Origin of the sequence: Piscibacillus halophilus (assembly GCF_900110685.1) — a bacterium.
GTDB lineage: Bacteria > Bacillota > Bacilli > Bacillales > Alkalibacillaceae > Piscibacillus > Piscibacillus halophilus.
Genome location: NZ_FOES01000052.1, coordinates 1 through 16,218 on the forward strand (window position 1 = coordinate 1; position 16,218 = coordinate 16,218).

The 16,218-nt window shown below is 37.0% G+C and carries 15 protein-coding genes and 2 pseudogenes; 4 read left to right on the plus strand and 13 right to left on the minus strand.

Annotated features, from left to right (window positions below; genetic code table 11):
* Both BMY57_RS14415 and BMY57_RS14420 read left to right on the plus strand, forming a co-directional pair.
* The coding region (locus BMY57_RS14415; RefSeq protein WP_439895781.1) for a helix-turn-helix domain-containing protein at positions 1-265 on the plus strand (265 nt) is incomplete at its 5' end.
* A gap of 364 nt (positions 266-629) precedes the next feature.
* Positions 630-776, plus strand: coding sequence for an SHOCT domain-containing protein (locus tag BMY57_RS14420; protein WP_091775827.1), 147 nt, complete (start codon positions 630-632; stop codon positions 774-776).
* A gap of 205 nt (positions 777-981) precedes the next feature.
* Here BMY57_RS14420 and drcB read toward each other — a convergent pair whose 3' ends face one another.
* Positions 982-2,907 carry a daptomycin efflux ABC transporter permease DrcB gene (gene drcB, locus BMY57_RS14425; RefSeq protein ID WP_091775830.1) on the minus strand — a complete coding sequence of 642 codons (1,926 nt, stop codon included), beginning with the start codon at positions 2,905-2,907 and terminating at the stop codon, positions 982-984.
* A complete protein-coding gene (drcA, locus tag BMY57_RS14430) occupies positions 2,894-3,661 on the minus strand; it encodes a daptomycin efflux ABC transporter ATP-binding protein DrcA (protein ID WP_018705605.1) in 768 nt (255 codons plus the stop codon). Before drcA ends, drcB begins: the two co-directional genes overlap by 14 nt.
* A 207-nt stretch (positions 3,662-3,868) precedes the next feature.
* Here drcA and drcR point away from each other — a divergent pair, with 207 nt between their 5' ends.
* Together drcR and drcS are read left to right on the plus strand one after the other, a co-directional pair.
* Positions 3,869-4,540: a daptomycin efflux response regulator transcription factor DrcR gene (gene drcR, locus BMY57_RS14435; protein WP_018705604.1), complete on the plus strand. Its 672-nt coding sequence runs from the start codon at positions 3,869-3,871 to the stop codon at positions 4,538-4,540.
* Entirely contained in the window at positions 4,537-5,562 is a 1,026-nt protein-coding gene (drcS, locus tag BMY57_RS14440; RefSeq protein WP_077113179.1) for a daptomycin efflux sensor histidine kinase DrcS, read from the plus strand. The genes drcR and drcS overlap by 4 nt, the downstream gene beginning before the upstream one ends.
* A gap of 402 nt (positions 5,563-5,964) precedes the next feature.
* Here drcS and BMY57_RS14445 read toward each other — a convergent pair whose 3' ends face one another.
* The 11 genes and pseudogenes from BMY57_RS14445 to BMY57_RS14495 form a co-directional block, all read right to left on the minus strand.
* Complete coding sequence (locus BMY57_RS14445) at positions 5,965-6,177, minus strand: hypothetical protein (RefSeq protein WP_091775833.1); 213 nt, start codon at positions 6,175-6,177, stop codon at positions 5,965-5,967.
* A 217-nt stretch (positions 6,178-6,394) separates the two neighbouring features.
* A protein-coding gene (locus BMY57_RS14450; RefSeq protein WP_091775836.1) for an IS3 family transposase occupies positions 6,395-7,569 on the minus strand; the annotation gives its coding sequence in 2 pieces (ribosomal slippage) (positions 6,395-7,326 and positions 7,326-7,569; 1,176 coding nt in all).
* A gap of 135 nt (positions 7,570-7,704) precedes the next feature.
* On the minus strand, positions 7,705-8,667 hold the full coding sequence (locus BMY57_RS14455; RefSeq protein ID WP_091775839.1) for a VanZ family protein: 963 nt from the start codon (positions 8,665-8,667) through the stop codon (positions 7,705-7,707).
* A gap of 504 nt (positions 8,668-9,171) precedes the next feature.
* A complete protein-coding gene (locus tag BMY57_RS14460) occupies positions 9,172-10,086 on the minus strand; it encodes an NAD(P)/FAD-dependent oxidoreductase (RefSeq protein WP_018705598.1) in 915 nt (304 codons plus the stop codon).
* Between the two features lie 524 nt (positions 10,087-10,610).
* Entirely contained in the window at positions 10,611-11,012 is a 402-nt protein-coding gene (locus tag BMY57_RS14465; RefSeq protein ID WP_018705597.1) for an RrF2 family transcriptional regulator, read from the minus strand.
* A gap of 433 nt (positions 11,013-11,445) precedes the next feature.
* Positions 11,446-12,280, minus strand: a pseudogene (locus BMY57_RS14470) (metal ABC transporter permease).
* Positions 12,262-12,675: pseudogene (locus BMY57_RS14475) on the minus strand (metal ABC transporter ATP-binding protein); the annotation flags it as partial. The pseudogenes BMY57_RS14475 and BMY57_RS14470, both read right to left, overlap by 19 nt.
* The gene (locus BMY57_RS14480) at positions 12,617-12,778 is read right to left on the minus strand and encodes a helix-turn-helix transcriptional regulator (protein ID WP_018705595.1); all 162 of its coding nucleotides are present in this window, start codon (positions 12,776-12,778) and stop codon (positions 12,617-12,619) included. The pseudogene BMY57_RS14475 and the gene BMY57_RS14480, both read right to left, overlap by 59 nt.
* Before the next feature lie 446 nt (positions 12,779-13,224).
* Entirely contained in the window at positions 13,225-13,740 is a 516-nt protein-coding gene (locus BMY57_RS14485) for a DUF4872 domain-containing protein (protein WP_306291998.1), read from the minus strand.
* Complete coding sequence (locus tag BMY57_RS16525) at positions 13,659-13,946, minus strand: BtrH N-terminal domain-containing protein (protein ID WP_077735397.1); 288 nt, start codon at positions 13,944-13,946, stop codon at positions 13,659-13,661. Before BMY57_RS16525 ends, BMY57_RS14485 begins: the two co-directional genes overlap by 82 nt.
* 312 nt (positions 13,947-14,258) lie before the next feature.
* Positions 14,259-15,617, minus strand: a complete 1,359-nt coding sequence (locus BMY57_RS14495) for a transposase (RefSeq protein ID WP_091775842.1) — start codon at positions 15,615-15,617, stop codon at positions 14,259-14,261.
* Positions 15,618-16,218 lie beyond the last annotated feature (601 nt).

Consider the following 16,218-nt stretch of genomic DNA (forward strand, 5'->3'; position numbering starts at 1 on the left):
GAACATGCAGATGAATGGGATGATTAATTCTAATGTTGAAAACAACGAGCGTGGTTTATTGCCGTACCCAATTATTTTAGCTGCAAATAAGGGTGAGCCAGAAGCAATGAAAGTAGTTATTCTGCATTATGGAAGCTACATGACCAGTCTGTCCATGCGTAAGCTTCGTGATGAGCGCGGGAACATTTATTGGGGTATCGATGAAGATACACGTGATCGTTTGCGTTCCAAACTAATGCAGTCTATTTTAACTTTCAAAATTTAAGTAGAGAGATTTCCCCTTTCATTATATTATTTGTTCTTTGACAAAGAAAGCATGGAAGATAACGCCATGCCGTATAACAAAAATCAGATACATTCTGCTGATGATAAGCAACCTGACAAGTACGCCAAGACTTCCAACATGGAACGAGCGAAATAATACGTTGTCTAAAACAATCGTGGTGGATTGCTGGCGATAACCCATCAGTCAGGATAATGATACTCCTCTATCGTCATGGTTCGAGCGTTTGAAGCGTCGCAAGCTATGAATAGGGCTGGAAGCAATACTTGCAGGGGTGAAATTCCCGTGGAGCTGTGACCAACAGCCGTCTGATTTTTAATTGATTAATTATAAGGGGGCGTGTTTTTTGAAACAGAATTTGATTCCTTATAGTATGCAAATTGCTATGTTAAAACAACTGCTAACCCGTAAATTGATTACTGAGAAAGAATATTACATGGTTAAAAATAAATTAATGAAAGAATATGGTGTTATTTCTGATATTACAAGCTGAATTGTGTTTCTATTGGCGATACATTTTGTATGGGAGTTATCATATTTCCAATCATTCGATTTTTTGATGTTAGAAGATTTAAAGATGTTCAAATTGAACTTCAATAATATAATCGGTCTAGATTCTAGAGCAATGAGGATTTTTTTAACAAAGGAATACATGACAAAACACCTCTCGAACCGAACATTCGAGAGATGTTTCGCTCTTATTTGTTTACAATGCGATTGTACGTATTAACAGTTAATACATAATAGACTGCATAGATGATAACAAAGAAGACTATAGCCATTAGAATAGGGAAGATAAGATTGATTCCAATTAGATTAGAAATAAAGTTGCTAGTAAAGTACAATGTCACACAACTATGCAATATTCCTACGGTTAGTGGCAATCCGAACACAAATAATGACTGTCTTTTGATTGATTTACGTATATCCTTTTTATTGACACCGATTTTTCTAAGGATTTCATAGTGTCCTTTCGCCTCATTCGCTTCTGTTAACTGTTTGAAATAAATGATACTTCCACTTGCCGCTAAAAATACAAGTCCCAAAAAACCAAAAATAAAGAGAGTAATTGCGTTTCCTTCTTTACCTTGCTTATACTCAGTATAAAATGATGAAGAAACTTGAAAATCGTTTCCAACCAGTTTATTTACTTTCTTTGAAGTGGCTTGTGCCGTTACTTCATTTTCCACTTCATATACTTTATAAGTTAATGGAGCCTCTTTTTTGGCTATCTCAGCAAACATTTCGTTACTGACTACGAGAAAGAAATCGGGATAATCGAAAGGTAGCACATTACTTTCAACCATATGAACAAATGGCAGTTCGCTGCTTCCTTGAGGCAATTGAATCGTTATATTTTCTCCTTTAAAAACCGACTTCGTATATTCAGTAAACCTTGGCTGGATTACTGCTGCTTGATTTCTTGATAGTAAGACTGTTTCATCCTTATTTAAAGCATTCGCTGCTTTATTAAATGTACTTTCTGAGATTAATTGCACAGGATTTATGTCATAATCCAGTTGAAATGAGAGTATTCCTTTTACCTGAATGACGGGTATGTCTAGTTGGGCTTTTATTGGATGTCGATGATCTGCTTTTATTATGCTCTCCACCTGCGAATCAAATTCTGGACCTTTTGACAAATGCGAATAACTGAACGGAACAACTTCCTCAGCTCTTTTTTCGTTGCTGTAATACCCACTGTAAGTTGCACCTAAGAAACAGATCGTTGCAGAACTCAACAATGCAATGACTGTAAAGGTACGTGCATTCCCTCTAATACGAAACAGTAAACGAGATGTTTCAATTATTCTAGTTCCTCTGTAATAACGCGACTTATTTTTTTGTGATAATCTTAATAAATAGACCGTTACAGATCGAAAAAATAAATGGGTGCCAATGACGAGAGCAACAAAAGCAATACCATAATTTTTCATTAAATATTCCGTAGTAAATTCGTCAGGAAATGGTTTTAATATCAGCCAGTAACTAACGACAAGCAATATAACTCCGATAACAGCCGATATAAGTGAAACCTTTGGAATTTGTTCACCTTTTTTCTCATCATAGAATAATTCGATTAATGTAAAACGATAAATCAAACGGTAACCTTGAACGGAAGTGAATAAAATAATGACCATAAAGACTATGACTGTTTGGGTAATCGCTAGAATGGAAATACCGAAGTCCACCTCGGCAATTGAACCCATAAGTTTTATTAAAATCATTGCAAATAATTTGGAAAGTAAGGTTCCAAGAATAATTCCAATAACTATTGCAATGATTCCCATAATCAAATTTTCATAAAATAACATTTTTGCAATGGTTTTCTTGCGTAAACCAAGTATGGCGTACAATCCGACTTCTTTCTTCCTTTTTCTTGTGAAGAATGAATTGGAGTACAAAATAAAGATTGCTACGAATAAAATTAAGATAATTGATGATACCCCAAACATGAAACTCATTGTATCCGACAATTCAATGCTTTCCTGAATTTTTTCGCTATATTGCAAGGAAGTGAACGTATAATAAATAACCATGCTGAAGACGAGCGTAACAAAATAGACAAAATAATTATTGAAGTTACCTTTAATATTTTTCCTTGCTAAACTAAATAACGTCATTTGCTCCACCCCCCAGTGCTGATAGAACATCCAACACCTTGTTGAAAAATTCTTTGCGGGATCTTTTCCCTTTCACAAGTTCTGTGAAGATTTTACCGTCTTTAATAAATAGGACGCGATTACAATAACTTGCCGCATAAGCATCATGGGTAACCATTAAAATTGTTGCCTTGTCTTGTTCATTAAGATCCTTTAAACTTTCTAATAAGTCTGTTGCTGATTTCGAATCCAACGCACCTGTTGGTTCATCTGCCAATATTAGGTTTGGCTTTGAAATAATCGCGCGTGATGCTGCCGTGCGTTGCTTTTGTCCCCCAGAAATTTGATACGGGTACTTATTTAAAATGTCGCGAATGCCAAACTTATCTGCCACTTCATCTGCTCTTCGTTCCAATTCCTTAACGTTCAATTTTGCCAAGGCTAACGGCAAGATAATATTTTCTTTCACAGTTAGAGTATCTAATAAATTATAGTCTTGGAAAAGGAAACCAAGTTTGTCACGGCGAAAGGCAGATAATTGCTCTTCATTCATCTTTGTCAAATTGATTCCGTCAACCACGATGTCACCAGCAGTCGGCTCGTCAATTGTTGCCAATATATTTAGTAAAGTTGATTTACCAGCACCCGAGGGACCCATAATACCGACGAATTCACCTTCCATGACGGTTAAGTCTATATCCTCCAAAGCTGAAAATACATTTCCCTTTGCACCATAGACTTTTTTTATTTGTTTTGCTTCGACAATAGTTTTCATATTTAAATCCTCCATTCAGAGTTGTTTTGTTTTACGTTTTTATTTTACAATAGGTGCCCTTTATATAAACTTACAGCTTGATCTCGTAACCTTACATTTTCGTCACATTGATAAAAAATATGTTTAAACACGATATTTTCTTTGTATGTTGGTCGATATTCAATTAATATGATGTTAAAGAAGGATGATTGTTTGGAGGGAAGAGGAATGAAAATCATGATTGTGGAAGATGATTTGACCATTCGTGATATGGTAGGGGAAACATTAGAAAAGTGGGGTTTTGAAACCGTTAAGATCGAAGACTTTGACCAAATCATGCAGGTATTTCTTAATCATGATCCTCACCTAGTCATCATGGATATCAATTTGCCATCGTTTGACGGATTTTACTGGTGTAATAAAATCAGAGAAATTTCAAAGGTCCCTATGATCTTTCTCTCTTCCCGTGATACACCAATGGATATAGTGATGTCGATAAACATGGGAGGAGATGATTATATTCAAAAACCTTTCCATATGGATGTATTGATTGCAAAAATTAATGCACTCCTCCGCAGAACGTATTCCTACATGGAAACACAGTCTAAGACAATCGAACATGATGGAATTATATTAAACCTTGAGAACGGAGAGGCCTTACATGGAGATCGAAAGTCGGAACTCACGAAAACAGAATTTCTTATTTTGAAAATCCTGATGAAAAATAAAGGAACCATCGTCAGTCGTACGAAAATGATGCGTAGCCTTTGGAAGAATGAAAATTTCGTAGACGAAAATACATTGACGGTTAATATTGCTCGTCTGCGTAAAAAGCTTGCTGAACTTGGAAAAGAACACTTCATTATGACTAAGAAAGGACAAGGTTATATTATCCAATGAGTTTCTTTCAATATCTAAAAGATAAACGGAATTTCTTTATATTAAACGTGATCATTATGTTCTTTGTTTCTTTGATGACGATTGTGAGCACAGATTCCAGAAACACTGTAAGTAATATCGTATATACCAATGTGGTTATCTTTTTTATTGTAGCTATATACGTAATCATCGAATACTATTACAATAGAGAATTTTATCGGGAATTAAATGATTTGGTTGAAAGTAATCATGAAGAATTTCTCGCAACTCTGCCTAAACCGCGAAACGATGAACAACTGTTATATCTTGAGTTATTAAAAAAAGTAAATAGTGTGCATGGCGATCAATTACAAAAGTTGTATAACGAAAAAATGGATCATCAAGATTTTATTACATCTTGGATTCATGAAGTCAAGGTTCCGATTGCGGCAGGTCGCTTGCTTATGGAAAACAGTAATGGAAGAACTGTTGAATACCTTGTGGACAAGTTTGAAGATGAGTTGGATAGAATCGAAAATTACGTGGAGCAGGCTCTTTATTATTCTCGCATTGATTCTTTTTCCAAAGATTATTTTATTTCCGAGGTAGTGTTGGATCAAGTTGCTAAAAACAGTGTAAAGAAATTTGCCAAATCTTTTATTAACAAGCAAATTCGTTTTCATATGGACAATATTGAACAGGTTGTCCATACCGACAGTAAATGGCTTGGTTTTATTATGGATCAAGTTTTTTCAAATTCTTTAAAATATACAGGTGAAGGCGGGGAAATCTCCGTACAATTTGAGGAAGATCTAAAAGAAAAGCGGCTACAGATTCAAGATACAGGCATTGGAATTAAGCCAGAGGATATCAGCCGCGTATTTGAAAAAGGATTTACAGGATCTATTGGGAGAAGTCATGCCAAATCTACCGGTTTAGGTCTCTACCTTGCAAAAGAAATGGCTCTTAAATTAGGACATGACCTTTCCATTCATTCAGAAGATGGGAAATATACGAAGGTCATCATCCACTTTCCAAAAATCAGAAATTATTATCATCTATAAGTATAATGGTGGGGTTAAAGAAATTGGTTAATCGGAAAATAGTATCAAATTAAAGGTGTTCAAGTAGAATAATGTTTATCGTAAGGCTTAAGAAATATTAAATAATATAGCCAATAGTAAGTGAATTAATTGATAAAAAAATAAGTACTTGAAAATAGCTATAACCAGGTTTTTATTATATTTTAATCGAACTTTTCAAATATGGTTTTATTAATACCACGATAAATCAACGTTATATGTCCTCTTTTTATCTCCAGTTCCAAGTATGGGAAATATTATCCATGGTTTTAACATGCATATGCAATGACTTTTGAAAATCAATTGAGGCTCAAACACTTTATTTAAGATTTTTATTTGGTTATAATTTTTATGGGGTAATCGGAAAATAGTGTAGAAAGAGGGTTAAAAATAACCCTCCTCCATTGCTTTAGTCAGTGGTGAAAAGTCAGCACCATAGATTTCTTCATAAACCCATTCATAGCCTATTTGACCCCAATTCGGGAATTGATCAGGTAACAATTTTATGAAAGTAGCTTCAACTTCTTTGAATTTCTTTTTCTTTTGGGTATTCGGATTATAGTGTTGAAAAACCTTATTAAATAAATTAATGTTCATAGCACTGTAAATCGTATAATTGGATCTACGCCAATATTCTGGACACAAAATAGATGGTGGATTGGACAGAGCTCCATTTCATAAGAGTGGGTTGGTCTATGTCGCTTGACATGGAGCCTCTATGGGCATGGGTGTCTTGCGAAGGGCGAAAGGGTCAAACAATCCTTTCGCAGGCGGACGAGCCTAACATGCCCCCCCTCCATGTAAAGCGCCGTGCTCAGACATGATGCAGTGACTTAGCCGCCACCCGGATTTCATCTTCAACCTGTTGTGGGGTCTTATATTGAAGGCTGCCATGCATTCGCTTTCGATTATACCAGCCTTCAATGTATTGGAAGAGATGAATCTTTGCAGAGGCGTAATCCAGATAAGTTACGTGATGTATTTCTTCCTTCTTCAAAATAGCATGGAAGGATTCAATACAGGCGTTATCGTACGGGCAGCCCTTTCGATTGAATGATTGTCTGATCTTTTTTGACTCAACCTCTTCCATGAAAGCCTCACTCGTATATTGGGAACCCAAGTCACTGTGCAGAATTAACTCCTCTGGTGGTAGATGCGTGGCATAGGCGTTATCCAATGCTTTAATCACCAGGTCTGTTGTCATTGTACAAGAAAAGGAATAGCCTACGATTTTCTTTGAATGCAGGTCCATCACAGAAGCAAGGTAGCACCAGCCATCCTTTAATGTATGGATATACGTAATATCGGCCACCCATTTTTCATTGATGGTGGTCGTAGAAAAGTCCCTGGCCAGGATATTCTCGCGTTCGATAACTGTTTCTTTGCTTGGTGTTGGCCGATATTTTTTAATGACGATGGAACGGATGCCCTCTTTTTTCATCAGTCTCTGTACACGTTTCAGACTTACTCTATATCCTTCCGCACAGAGATATTGGTGAATTTTTGGGGCTCCATAACGTCCTTTGCTTTCTTCGTGGATCTCTTTGATCCTTTTTGTCAGCTCCTTGTTTTCCCGCTCACGCTTGGATTCGGTTTCTTGGAGTGTTAGGTAGTAGGAGCTTCGCGGCAATTCCAAGACTTCACACATAGTTTGGATGGGATGTTGGTCTTTATGTTGATCAATCACGGAAGCTACTGCAGATTGGCTTACCTTTTCGCGAATATGGCCATAGCCTTTTTTAAGATTTCATTTTCTTCCTGCAGCCGGCGAAGCTCCTTTTGAATCTTGGTATAGTCATCCGCCGTTGCCACGGTTCCATCTTCAAATTTGACGGGAGAAAACTTTTTGACCCAATTATAAATGGAGACATCAGATGCACCATATTCGCTGGTTAATTGCTTGACTGGAGTGCCAGATTGATATAATTCCACAACCATCCTTTTGAAATCTTCATTAAATTTATTTTGGTTTTTATTATGGCCTTTCATTGGACACACCTCTTCTTAATCTTATTCCTCAAAAATTATGAAACTAACTAGGATGTGTCCATGAAAATATACTAGCACCACATGTTTGGGGTGGGAAAAAGAAAAAAGACCATTATCTTGAACAAAACGTTTGAATCATTTCCAGAAATATTTCATTTCCCTAAACCCTACATCCCAAAGCTTTTCATTCCCCTTAACGATTATCGTAATCTTACTTGCACGTTCAAGTGGAATTTCAAACATTTGTGGAAACAATTCCGGATAATTCAGTTGCTCCGTTCCAGAGCCGGATAATACCTCACGACCATCGACTAAAACTCGTATACTTCCATCACTATCCATTAAGTCCGGTATTCCATAATAAAATGAAAAAATAATCTCCTTCTTGGACGTATAAGTGTAGGTTTCACTTCCTTTGCCTTTGGCGCCAAATATATTATATCCAGGTTCGACGTTTTGACCGCTAACTTTAAAGCTGTACGGTTTTGTTCCCGCTGTTGTATGCCCGGAACTATTTTTCAGTTCATTTAAAGCTATAAAGGGACCCTCTGCTTTGGTGAACGTTTTCTCCACAATTCCGCAAATTGCTAATACCCCGATTAGAATAACAATACACGTGATAACGGTAATAGCCATATTTAGCCAAAAGTTTTTTGTTCGATACCCTAGTTTGTACGCTCCGAATCCGATGCTTGCGCCTAGAGAGTTTTGAATGGCATCGTTAATATCAAAGCTTCCGAGCAAAGTTAGTGCCTGTATGGTTTCGATCACGAGAATAGACAGGAAGAACAATGAAAAGAAACGAATAAACTTCACACGGAATAACAATGGAATCAATATGCCGAATGGAATAAAGGCTGCCACATTTCCTAGATCTACGAAATCCATCAGAGTAGGATGCAGAAAATCAGAAATCTTTGGCAAATGGTAGAACTCAATCGGAAAAAAAATAAAGGTGACCCCAGTCGTGCTTGCAAATGCACCTATTCTGCCGAAAGCGAAAAAAATAAAATATAGTATCAAAATAGTATAAAGAATAGTTACGGTAAAAATAACTGTACGTTTTTGTGGCAATGTTATTTTGCCCTTGGCAGTCATATAAAAACACCTCCTGAAACAGTGTATCAAAAGTCATGTTTAAAATACATGATTTACTATAACCGTTACAGATATCAATGGAATCTGATGACCCCTATTCAATACAGAGATCACCTTCTTAAGTCTGCCTAGCTTTTTTATGATTGTCCTTTACAAAGGGTACAGTCTAAAGAAGGAATGGCTCCTTTTTTGTGGAAATAATCGCACCTCTGGTTGTCTATCCGCTTCGTGGACAGGATTATCCTCCACACCGACTAAATTTTTTTACGGTCAATTCCACAAATTTATTGACAGACCTGTTTTAGGACTATTTTTGCACAGTGGCAAATCGTGCAGGAGTGACCCTGCCACCTTTTCTAAAGAGTTGATTCATAAATGGTAATGAGGAGTATTTCATAGTACTGGAATCACTTTCTTCAAGTAGCTTGGCCTTATAAAAGTGTCTTTTACAAAGGGTACATTATAAATTTAAAGTCCTCTTTATAAATATATTTAGAATTTGAATCAAACGTTGTTCTTATGCCATTCTTCTCGATTTAATTCTCCGTTTATTGCGGCTGCGGATACAGCTCCTGAAGCAGCTGCAACAATAGATTGGTGCAAGTGTGTAGTTGCATCCCCAGCTGCATAAACACCAGGTACACTTGTTTTTCCAAACTCATCGACTTCAATTATTCCAGTATCCAACATCCGGCAACCAAGTGCGACAGGTAATTCCGATCCAAGTACCAATTCTGCCTTGAAGAAAATTCCTGTGCATGGAATTTCTGTTCCATCCTCAAGCTTAACATGCCTTACCATGCCTTGATTTGATTGGATGGAATGAATTGGTGAATGAAATAACGGGATATTATGCGCACGCAATTCTTCACGTTCTGCTTCACTTAATTCATTGGGACCATTTGTACAAACTACAAACTGCTTTGTCCACCCGTAAATCAATGGGACAAAATGCATTAGCGCTGCTCCTCTGTTTATGACAACTAATTGCTGATCTCTTAGTTCCCAGCCATCACAATACGGGCATACAAATGCGCTCTTACCATAGACCTCCGCCAACCCTGGTATGCCAAGATCGCGATCCTTCATTCCGATAGCAAACAACAGTTTTCTAGTGGCTATCTTCAACCCTGAAGCAGTTTCCAACAAAAATTGACCATCTTCACCTTCTATCAACTCGATAGTATCTTCCAAATGTGAAACTGACGGATAAGTGTGAAGCTGCGATTTAGCAATATTTCTAAATTCATGTGGGCTAATGCCATCACGTGTTAAAAAGGCATGAGCCTCTCTAGTCACTGCATTACGCGGTTGCCCCTCATCGATAATCAACGTCTTCTTCCTAGCCCGTCCTAGTATAAGTCCAGCGCTTAAACCAGCAGGACCTCCTCCAATAATAACAACATCAACTTCCTTCATGATTAACTCCCTTCCTCTTATTAGTTTAACTTTCCAAATGTGTATACGCCCAATAATTACTCTGTACATCTCATATGTAGTTAAGACCTAACCAGTACTACTGAAATACTGTATTCTCACTCTGCTACGATGTTACATGTTGGCATCACCTCCTTACATAAGAACTTATCCACTAGCTCATTCGACTTTTAAATAATTTACACATCTTTGAAACATCATCGATAGGCGCTGATTTTACTCTGTATATAGATTTTTCAGTCATAAATCCCTAGTAAAATTCGATGACAGTCAGCGATATGAATATGCAGACTACGTACAGAAACTCTTCCTTAACTTTCGATCTCTTTCCTATAATCTTCCGGGGACATCGTTTCACAATACCGGATTAAAAATCGCTGTATCTTGAATCAACTTATACGGTCCTTTTATACATGTTCATTTTTGGATTCTCCTAATTTTTTATTATAATTTCATTAAAGACTATAGAGACACTTATTATCTATAATTGGTTGAAAGAATATGTGCTAGAAAACGATGTTCATTTCCCGCACAAGATCGGACATTTTTTTATTTCTCAAATGCTCTTCCATTTTTTCCTCTGCTTCCAATACTACTCTTTGAATCGGACAATCTGGTCCGTGATCGAAACTACAATCAAACAAAGAGGCAGATCCCTCAATTGCATGAATAATGTCAAGAAACGAAATATCCTCCCAATTTCGTTTCAGTCTATATCCACCATTCACTCCTGTTATGGATTCAATCATACCAGCCTTTACTAGCTTGGTCAGTATCTTGGACAGATAAGTTGGTGACACCTTTTGCTTCTCAGCAAGCAGCTGAACGCCCACAGGTTTATCCGGAGTCGCTGCAGTAAGAAAAAGCATCGTATGTAGAGCATAATCTGTAGCCTTTGAAAACTTCATTCATCATCACCCTAATTAAGGATTTTATTTATCTATAATAACTTGAATGTTGTTAAACTCCAAGTATAATGCATGGGCTATTATATTATAGCAGCTAGTCGAACTTCTTGAAAATGCTCTAATCGTGACTATAAAACCCCATTTCTCTCGTTATGAATGGTAATGCTTCTCTTATATATTATTATGCAGACACATTACTACGATATTGTCAATCTATGCCCCCAACTTAATATAACAGCTTATAACCTATCCTTCTTTCTAATAATAGCTTGTAGAAATATTCTTTTAGTTCTTTTTTATAATTATTTATATATTTGGTTTGAAGGCTTCAATGATTTTCATACATTGTGAATTAAGTAGAGTTTTGGAATTTATTATTTGAAATAACAATTCTACGATGTAAACTCGATTTGTCTTTTCTGCTTATTTCATTCTAGCCTTGACTTTTATTAAATAGTCTATCAAATTTCAAGTAATGTAACATGTACTTTGCAAGTGTTATGATTGCAAAAATCAACATTAAAATTATTGTGATGGAAGCGCCTGGTGGTGTACCCAATTCATAAGAAGTGACTAAACCACTTAACATGCCGACAAGTGCAATGACCATTTCATTTAATATGACACCGTAGAAGCTTTTGCTTAAACGAAGCGATATAGCTGCAGGTAAAATGATAATGGCTGAGACAAGTAAAGCCCCGACAATCGGCATTATTACTGCTATTGTGACCCCTGTTAACACATTAAACAAAATCGACATCGTTTTAATAGGCAGGCCAGCTTTAAAAGCTGTTTCCTCATCAAATGTAAGAACATACATAGGTTTTCGATATATTAAATATAATAATCCGATAATTATCGTTAATCCTAGTAACATCCATATTTGTTTTGTGAATAGTAACAATTGAACCGAATAGAAATTGTGTTACACTTAATGTAATTCCACCAGCACTTATTTCCATCAGGACAAGCGCTACTGCCATTCCGACAGACATTAATATGGCAATCGAAATTTCAGAATATGTGCGATAAATTTGACGCAAAAATGCAAGCAGAGTTGCGATAATGATTACCACGAGAATATTGGTACATGTCGGATTGATGCCAATTAACAGACCAAGCGCTACCCCAGATAACGAGACATGGGATAAAGTATCTGCCATTAGTGATTGCCTACGCAATACCAAAAACAATCCTAATATTGGAGTGATTAATGAGATTAAAAATGAAGCTTGGAAAGCTCTTTGCATCAATCCATAGAAAAACATCTCCAAGGTGAGTCCTCCTTCCGTATCAACTCAATGTGTTTATTAGCGTAGTGACGAATCTCTTCATGATCGTGTGTAACCATTAAGATACCCTTGTCATGCTCTGTACTATTGTGCTTCAATAATTTATAAAATTCATTACGTGAACGTACATCCATTCCAATTGTAGGTTCATCTAATATAAACAAATCTGGATCTGTTGAGAACACACGAGCAATTGATATCCGCTGCTTTTATCCACCTGATAATTCCCCTATCTTTTTATGATGCATCTCCCACATTCCCACTGATTCAAGGGAACGACGAACATGCCCTTTATCTTCTTTATCTAACCTTTTAAACCATTTGCCTCTTTGAAAACGCCCTGACTGCACCAGTTCTAGTACAGTGCTCGGGAGATAGATGAGCTTGTTCAGCAATGTCTTTGATCGTGATGTCATCCAGCAGATGGGCTTCCATGTATTCGATTGTCTTTTGTAATGATTCTACCAGTGCCATATGGTTCACTCCTTTAATGGCATGTTACCTTATTAACTTCTCTAAATCCTGTCATTTTGCGCTCGATCCAGACAGTTGCCTTTACGTAATAAATCATACCAACATAAACCAAACGAATTAGTTAATTTTCATAACCTGTTAGCACAGCAAGTAGTCGATATTTTCTATATCTTTTTTTCAACTCATACCTTAACAATACATTGCCAGAATCAGAGGGAATACCCCGACCTCTCCGCTACTCAAATATGGGACTGGCTAAAGGAGCACGATCCGGAAATTGAAGTTGGGGAAAATACGGTAAGAAGCCGCATCCGGCCGCTGCGAAAGATGTACGGGAGCCCAAAGGAGGTGCAACAAAGGCAGTATGAAGCCGTTCCCAATCCCCCCCAATGGAACAAGAATCATGAATCCACTTTTCTAAAACTCATTTTTTGAAAGCATCGCAGTCAACAGATTCTTGATAGTTGATTCATTGCTTCATATTCTTTGTTTGATAACTCTAAAAGAATATCAGAAGCCTGATTTAGGAATAGTAATTCATGAGTCTCTCCAGCCTTATTAATAAGCTTAGATACCTCCTCCCACATAGGTGCGATTTTAGTAAATAGAATATATCCATTTTGTAAAGGAGTATAATCAACTATACTCAAACATTCTTTTAAGAAATCTCTATACATATTTCTAAATAGGGATTCTCCAGTTCCCCCTCGCTCCATTAGTGTGGCTGCTAAAACTAAATCATCCTCAATATTTTCACTTCTCTCAAACCACTTCTTAATCTCTACAATTGTTTTCTTAATACCTTTATAGCCCAAATTTTTGATAGGAGGATTCTTATAATCTAAAGCGTTATTTTTGATTGCTGTTATAATCACATCCTTTAAATTTGGCATATCCTCTTTTTTCTTAATGGTATAAGACAGATTTTTTGAGACATTGGACCTTTTTCGTTTCTTGCCAATGCCAAATTTTCAAGACTTGTTTTTACCATTCCCCCCTGTTGCTTTGTATCAATCAGGTAGGCAAAACTGTCGTCATATCCATACATTGCCACATAATGACCAGCAAATTGTACCTTATTAGTGAAGTAATAACTGTCAAGCTTTAAGTCTACTACAACTCCTTGATCTATGTTTTGTCTAACATGTTCCCAAGCCTCCCTTTTTATGTTCTTACTATTTTATTTAGCTAGACCTTTCATGTTTAATTACGTTTAACAGATAAGAAATGACTTTAAAAAACTTTATTTTTGTATTATTCATTATTTTGTTCGATCAGTTTTTATGGAATTGTAATAAAATAGAGTTTGACATTTAAAGTATTTCTTCTTTTGGTCCTTTATATTAAATATTAAAAATGATTCTACCCAACTGTTAATATTCAGTTGTGTGAATCGATTTCATAATTGACGTTTTTGAAAATGGGTTGAGTTACCCTACGATGTTTTTTAATGTTTTTTTAAAAAGGTATTGCGATTTAATCACGCTGTTTTTAACGAATGTTGCTCCATTTCTAGTCTGATCCGGTCTGCGGCTAATTTTGAGGCATTGTAAACAAGCGTCACCAATTGGAAGTGAAGCCTGGCTTTCTTACCGGTCCGATGACGGACATTATTGAGTCCAAAGAATTCCTTTAAGTACGCATTAACCCGTTCAACAGCTGTGCGTTCCTTGTAAAGTTCATTCCACTTTTTCGAACCTCTAGCTGGATGTGTGTACTTGCGGATATCCGTCGATTGCCTGATTTTAAAGGTCATTTGACAAAGGGAATCGAGTCGCAATGGGCAAGCTGTACATTCTTTTGGACGTGTGTATTTCAGTGTCTTGTACTTCTGGTCGAAGCTGTCGTAACGATAAGAATGTTCCCGGACGCATGTAGGTGCGAAATGTTCATCGTATCCAACTACTTCCCTTTCATTGCGCTGGTTATATGGGATGACAGCCTGTAGATTCTGATTGGTTAATTGCTGATATATGGGCTCATAATCATAACCTGCATCGAAAAGACCGGCGGTAAATAAAGCTGGAAGATCCCGATCAATTTTCTTCAATAATGGGATGGCTGCCTTCCCATCATTGAGATTTCCTGACGTCATTATACCCGTTAGAATGTATTGACTCTTTGTGCTGACGGCTAAATGTCCTTTATAACCAAACCAGAAGGTATTTTTCCCATCACTGTTTTTCTTGATTCCCCATTTTGGTTCGATGGGAGCTTCTTTATACAACGTTTCCACTGATTCGGATAGCTGGTGAACAATCTCTTTCTCATAAATCGGGCGTGCGTTTTCGGCAGCCTGTTTTTCCTTTAACCATTGCTCTCGTTCCACCTTCGGCTTGCGTCCGCGCTTTTTCGGTGTCTGCTTTTCTTTCTTTTTGGAGGCTTGCGCACGATCTCTTGCCTCAAAATGCGTGGCAACGAAGGCGATGTTTTCATCGCTGATATGCCCCTCGTTGATGGCAAGTAGAATCAGTTCATCATGGATATGTGTCATCACATTTGATTCGCTGATGACAGTAATCATCCTTGAATAGGAGGCTTCAGATGGAATTTGGTCCGAGTGAAGAAACCCACAGTCATATCGAAAAACCGGGTCACGTTTTAACCGTTTGATTAGGTCCTTGATTGTCACGATACGCTCCACCATACGAGCGATAAGTGAATAGACCATGGCACCATAATTCAGTTCTCTTGGGGCACCTACTTTTTTTGGTTTATCGAAAAGATTCCAAAAAGGATTCAGATCGATTGTCGAAAAAACAGCCTCAAAGTGGTGGGTAGGTTCCAACTCATATAATTCATGCATGTCAAATAGGCTTGGTTGACGTATAATGGACATAGGGCATCTCTCCAGTCTGTTATGTTTGTGTGGTAACTTACATTATACAGGATTTGGGGAGGTGCCTATTTTTTTACGTCTTGAAAGCCTTGAGCCCCAAGGGCTCGGGATTATGAAATTAACTCGTGTTATTGTTTTTTTAAAAATTTTTCTCTGATTTTTGGCATTTTACAAAAAAACTTGTTGAAGGTAATGAAAGGGGAAATCATCACCCATCTTTGCAGTTTCGAAGAGAGTTGAGTGTATGGTACCGAACGGCAGGTGCGTTGTGCATTTAACGCTTTTTGTAAGCGAGTACTGAAAAATGAAGCAATCAACATATACAAAGAAAGGCAGAAACGGAGATAACATTTTCAAATTTAACACCGCTAGAAGAAAAACAGCTCTATACCTTAGACAAACACTAAAAGGGAGAAGAAATAGAAGGACTTCAAGTAGCTGGTAAGAGAATTACTCCTACACTTCTTGCAAAAGCGATGCATAGCTTGCCAGTTGAGAAGCGTACTATCATCCTACTATACTACTTTTTTAATCTTTCTGATGTAAAAATTGATCAATTGTTCAACATTCCACGTTAGTACTGTACAGTATAGGCGAACGA

What these genes read in the sequence shown, in the direction of transcription:
- drcB (WP_091775830.1), bottom strand. Translation starts at nt 2,907, where the DNA reads ATGACGTTATTTAGTTTAGCAAGGAAAAATATTAAAGGTAACTTCAAT.
- drcA (WP_018705605.1), bottom strand. Translation starts at nt 3,661, where the DNA reads ATGAAAACTATTGTCGAAGCAAAACAAATAAAAAAAGTCTATGGTGCA.
- drcR (WP_018705604.1), top strand. Translation starts at nt 3,869, where the DNA reads ATGAAAATCATGATTGTGGAAGATGATTTGACCATTCGTGATATGGTA.
- drcS (WP_077113179.1), top strand. Translation starts at nt 4,537, where the DNA reads ATGAGTTTCTTTCAATATCTAAAAGATAAACGGAATTTCTTTATATTA.
- BMY57_RS14445 (WP_091775833.1), bottom strand. Translation starts at nt 6,177, where the DNA reads ATGAACATTAATTTATTTAATAAGGTTTTTCAACACTATAATCCGAAT.
- BMY57_RS14455 (WP_091775839.1), bottom strand. Translation starts at nt 8,667, where the DNA reads ATGACTGCCAAGGGCAAAATAACATTGCCACAAAAACGTACAGTTATT.
- BMY57_RS14460 (WP_018705598.1), bottom strand. Translation starts at nt 10,086, where the DNA reads ATGAAGGAAGTTGATGTTGTTATTATTGGAGGAGGTCCTGCTGGTTTA.
- BMY57_RS14465 (WP_018705597.1), bottom strand. Translation starts at nt 11,012, where the DNA reads ATGAAGTTTTCAAAGGCTACAGATTATGCTCTACATACGATGCTTTTT.
- BMY57_RS14480 (WP_018705595.1), bottom strand. Translation starts at nt 12,778, where the DNA reads ATGGCACTGGTAGAATCATTACAAAAGACAATCGAATACATGGAAGCC.
- BMY57_RS14495 (WP_091775842.1), bottom strand. Translation starts at nt 15,617, where the DNA reads ATGTCCATTATACGTCAACCAAGCCTATTTGACATGCATGAATTATAT.